The sequence below is a fragment of the Bradyrhizobium sp. genome (genome assembly GCF_019242285.1).
Classification (GTDB): Bacteria; Pseudomonadota; Alphaproteobacteria; order Rhizobiales; family Xanthobacteraceae; genus Bradyrhizobium.
The window spans coordinates 1-2,740 of record NZ_JAFAVV010000267.1; the positions used below are offsets into that span (position 1 = coordinate 1).

Genomic DNA, 2,740 nt, shown 5'->3' on the forward strand with positions numbered 1-2,740 from the left:
TCCGAGGGGACGAACGAGATAGGCCAAGCCGAACGTCGCAAACGCCAACATCAGTGCGGTGACGTCGTTCCCAGTCGGGAAGAACAGCTTCATGATGACAGGGGTGAAGAAGCTGTAGGCGATGAAGTCGAAACCTTCGAGCATCACTCCGATATTGCAGGCGATGACGGAACGCAGGTTGCTGCCGCTACTCTCAGCCATGGCATGTTCCCCTGGACGAAGCGGTCGGGACCACCGAGGCGGCCTTTTCCAGGCGCTCGGCCGCATGAAGTATGATTACGCCGATTCGGTCACGGACTCATCGGCCACAGGCTCCTCCGCGTCCTCCCCGGGCTTGGTCCACGTCCCGTCGACAACTATAGGTAGCGTGAAAGACAGGAGCGTCATCTCGCAGTCAGCCGTAATGTCGATCGCCTCATTGGGATCGAGATGCACGGCGAAATGAGCCTTGAGCTGTGCGTTGTGCGTCTTTCCCTGGCCTTCGAGCACAAAGAGCAGTCGGATAGCCAAATCCGCGCCGAATGCGTGGGTTGCGCCCTGCCGGAGTGACCACATCTCCGCCATCGTTTCTCGCTCACTGAAAACGCCGAGCTGCTTGCGAAAGACCGTTTCGAATCCCTCTAGAGGCACCCAGCGATATGCACGCGGATTCATGAAGATCGGCTCGTCATAACGGGGTGCGGGAAGCAACATCTTCTTGCCGATCGCTTCCTCCCAAATCGCATTGATGCTAAAGGTTTTCTTGAGGCGACCGCCACCCAGTTCGCGGATATAAACCGGCCCTTCGAAACGACCGCTCTTGCTGAGCGAAGCTCGGCCGGCTCTGTACTGTTCCATGTTCATATAGCCATAGCCGCTCGCACCTCCGAATTGCACCACAAGGGCGAGTTGGCCCTGAGGGTCGTCCTGGGGCCCGTATGGCGTCCCTTCAGGAAAGTATCCCAGATGGCCCTCCCGGAGCGTCCGGTGCGGGCCCATCTTCATGTCGCCGCGGATGCAAAACCGGAACTGATCAAAGTTGTGGCGGTGCCGGACCATTTCGAAATGGCCGAGATTTTCGGCAAGTACCATCATGAAATTGTCGGCCGTTCCGGCGCGGCCCTGGCTGAGATGCCGCAGGCCAAGAGCCCCTGTCGGATGATCGTCTGTTACGAGAGCGGCAGTAGAGGGATCAACGATTTTCATCGCGTGCGTCCTTTCCGGTCGAACTAATTATTGCACTTTCGAGTGCAGTTTCAGGCGGACCGGCGCCGCTGTCAAGCAGCCATACGGCCCTCCGGCCGTTGCATCGCAGCATCGCTACTGCCCCCGTCGACAACTGCCCCCGTCGACAGGAGACGGCCGGCCGGTTCGCGCGTTGCGAAGAACTGGTTTCCAAAGTATCTGTTTTCGCATGGAAGGCTGGCCAAAGCAGCAATCGGGACGAATGCGGGGACGGCGGGTTTCTGCGGCAAAACGGCTCGCGATGCTCGAGGCAGCGCGCCGCGAATTCAGTGTGTCCGGATATCTGAATGCGAACATGGACGCCGTCGCCGCGAGCGCGTCCGTGTCAAAACGCACGCTTTACAATCACTTTCCCAGCAAGGAAGTCCTCTTCCGAGCCATCATCGTGAGGGTCGCTGAAGAAATCAGCAGGGTGGCGACGCTTCGCTATCGCAACGACGCGCCCTTGCGTGAGCAGCTCGAGCAATATGCCATTCAGTCAATCAGGCTCATGCGAGACGCCAGGTACTTGCAGCTCTTTCGCACCGTGTTGGCCGAACACGTCAGGAATCCAGCGCTGGTCGAACCGGCGCTCGCGACCTATTGGAAGGCGGAATATGGCTTCGCCGATTGGGTGAGGGCGGCGGTAGCAGATCGACGTCTATTCGTTCGAGATGCCGTCCGCGCTGGTCATATCTTCGGCTCGCTCATGCGAGGTGCGATCATCTGGCCGAGCATACTCGGGCGATCGAGTTTCAAGTCCGATCGGTTGAACGCGCCGATCAATGAAGCGATTGACATGTTTCTCGCTTATTATTCCGTACCCGAGCGGGCAAAACCGCAGCGCAACCGAGCACGGCCGGCTAGCTGACTTCTCGGCCGTCGTTTCATCGAACACGTCCGTTCACATTCGCCGGCCGGGACGAGCGGAAGCCTGCGAGCCTTATCCTCAGGGCAATAACACGATCTTGCCGAGCGTGCTTCCCTCCTCGAACATCCGGTGGGCCTCCGCGATCCTTGTAAGCGGCAACCGGGCTCCGATCGTCGGCTTGATCAGACCGGCCGCCAACATCTTGATCAGATCCTGGGTCAGCTTCCTGAGCAGGGGAATGTCGTGATCGTAGGTGTGAATGTTGAAAACGCGCACTCCCGGGCTTCGGATGGAAAGGCGGCGCAGTTCGGCAAAAACGTCATCACCAGGCATGGGGGTGTGCACGTTGTAGGCCACCGCCGTGCCGAAATCCGCCAGCATGCGTACGCAATCGATGAACCCAGCTCCAATCACATGGTCAAATGCGGCATCCACGCCGCGGCCCTCGGTTGCCGCCATCACGCGTTCAAGAACGGGCTCGCGCTGATAGAAGACCACCTCGTCTGCCCCCTTGGCCTTCGCATATCGCGCCTTCTGCTCGGAGCTTACCGTTCCGATTACCCCGAGCCCCTTGGCTTTGGCGAGCTCTGTGAGCGCACTGCCGATTGTTCCTGCGACGCCGTTGACGAAGATCGCGCGAGCCTGTGGCGCAAGTGCAAGGCCAGC

At 59.5% G+C, this 2,740-nt stretch carries 3 protein-coding genes and 1 pseudogene; 1 reads left to right on the forward strand and 3 read right to left on the reverse strand.

Annotation, left to right across the window (positions count from 1 at the left end):
• Nucleotides 1–201: pseudogene (locus JOY90_RS10325) on the reverse strand (MFS transporter); the annotation flags it as partial.
• Between the two features lie 75 nt (nucleotides 202–276).
• A complete protein-coding gene (locus tag JOY90_RS10330; protein WP_291691034.1) occupies nucleotides 277–1,185 on the reverse strand; it encodes a hypothetical protein in 909 nt (302 codons plus the stop codon).
• 208 nt (nucleotides 1,186–1,393) lie between these two features.
• On the opposite strand from JOY90_RS10330, the gene JOY90_RS10335 reads away from it, so the two are divergent.
• Nucleotides 1,394–2,074 (forward strand): TetR/AcrR family transcriptional regulator, encoded by a 681-nt coding sequence (locus JOY90_RS10335; RefSeq protein ID WP_291691035.1) that lies wholly within the window; start codon nucleotides 1,394–1,396, stop codon nucleotides 2,072–2,074.
• A gap of 78 nt (nucleotides 2,075–2,152) precedes the next feature.
• Here JOY90_RS10335 and JOY90_RS10340 read toward each other — a convergent pair.
• On the reverse strand, nucleotides 2,153–2,740 hold a 588-nt coding region (locus JOY90_RS10340), incomplete at its 5' end, for a zinc-binding dehydrogenase (RefSeq protein ID WP_291691036.1).

Bases quoted from the DNA above. Each gene is read 5' to 3' on its own strand.
- JOY90_RS10335 (WP_291691035.1), top strand. From the start codon at position 1,394: ATGGAAGGCTGGCCAAAGCAGCAATCGGGACGAATGCGGGGACGGCGG.
- JOY90_RS10330 (WP_291691034.1), bottom strand. From the start codon at position 1,185: ATGAAAATCGTTGATCCCTCTACTGCCGCTCTCGTAACAGACGATCAT.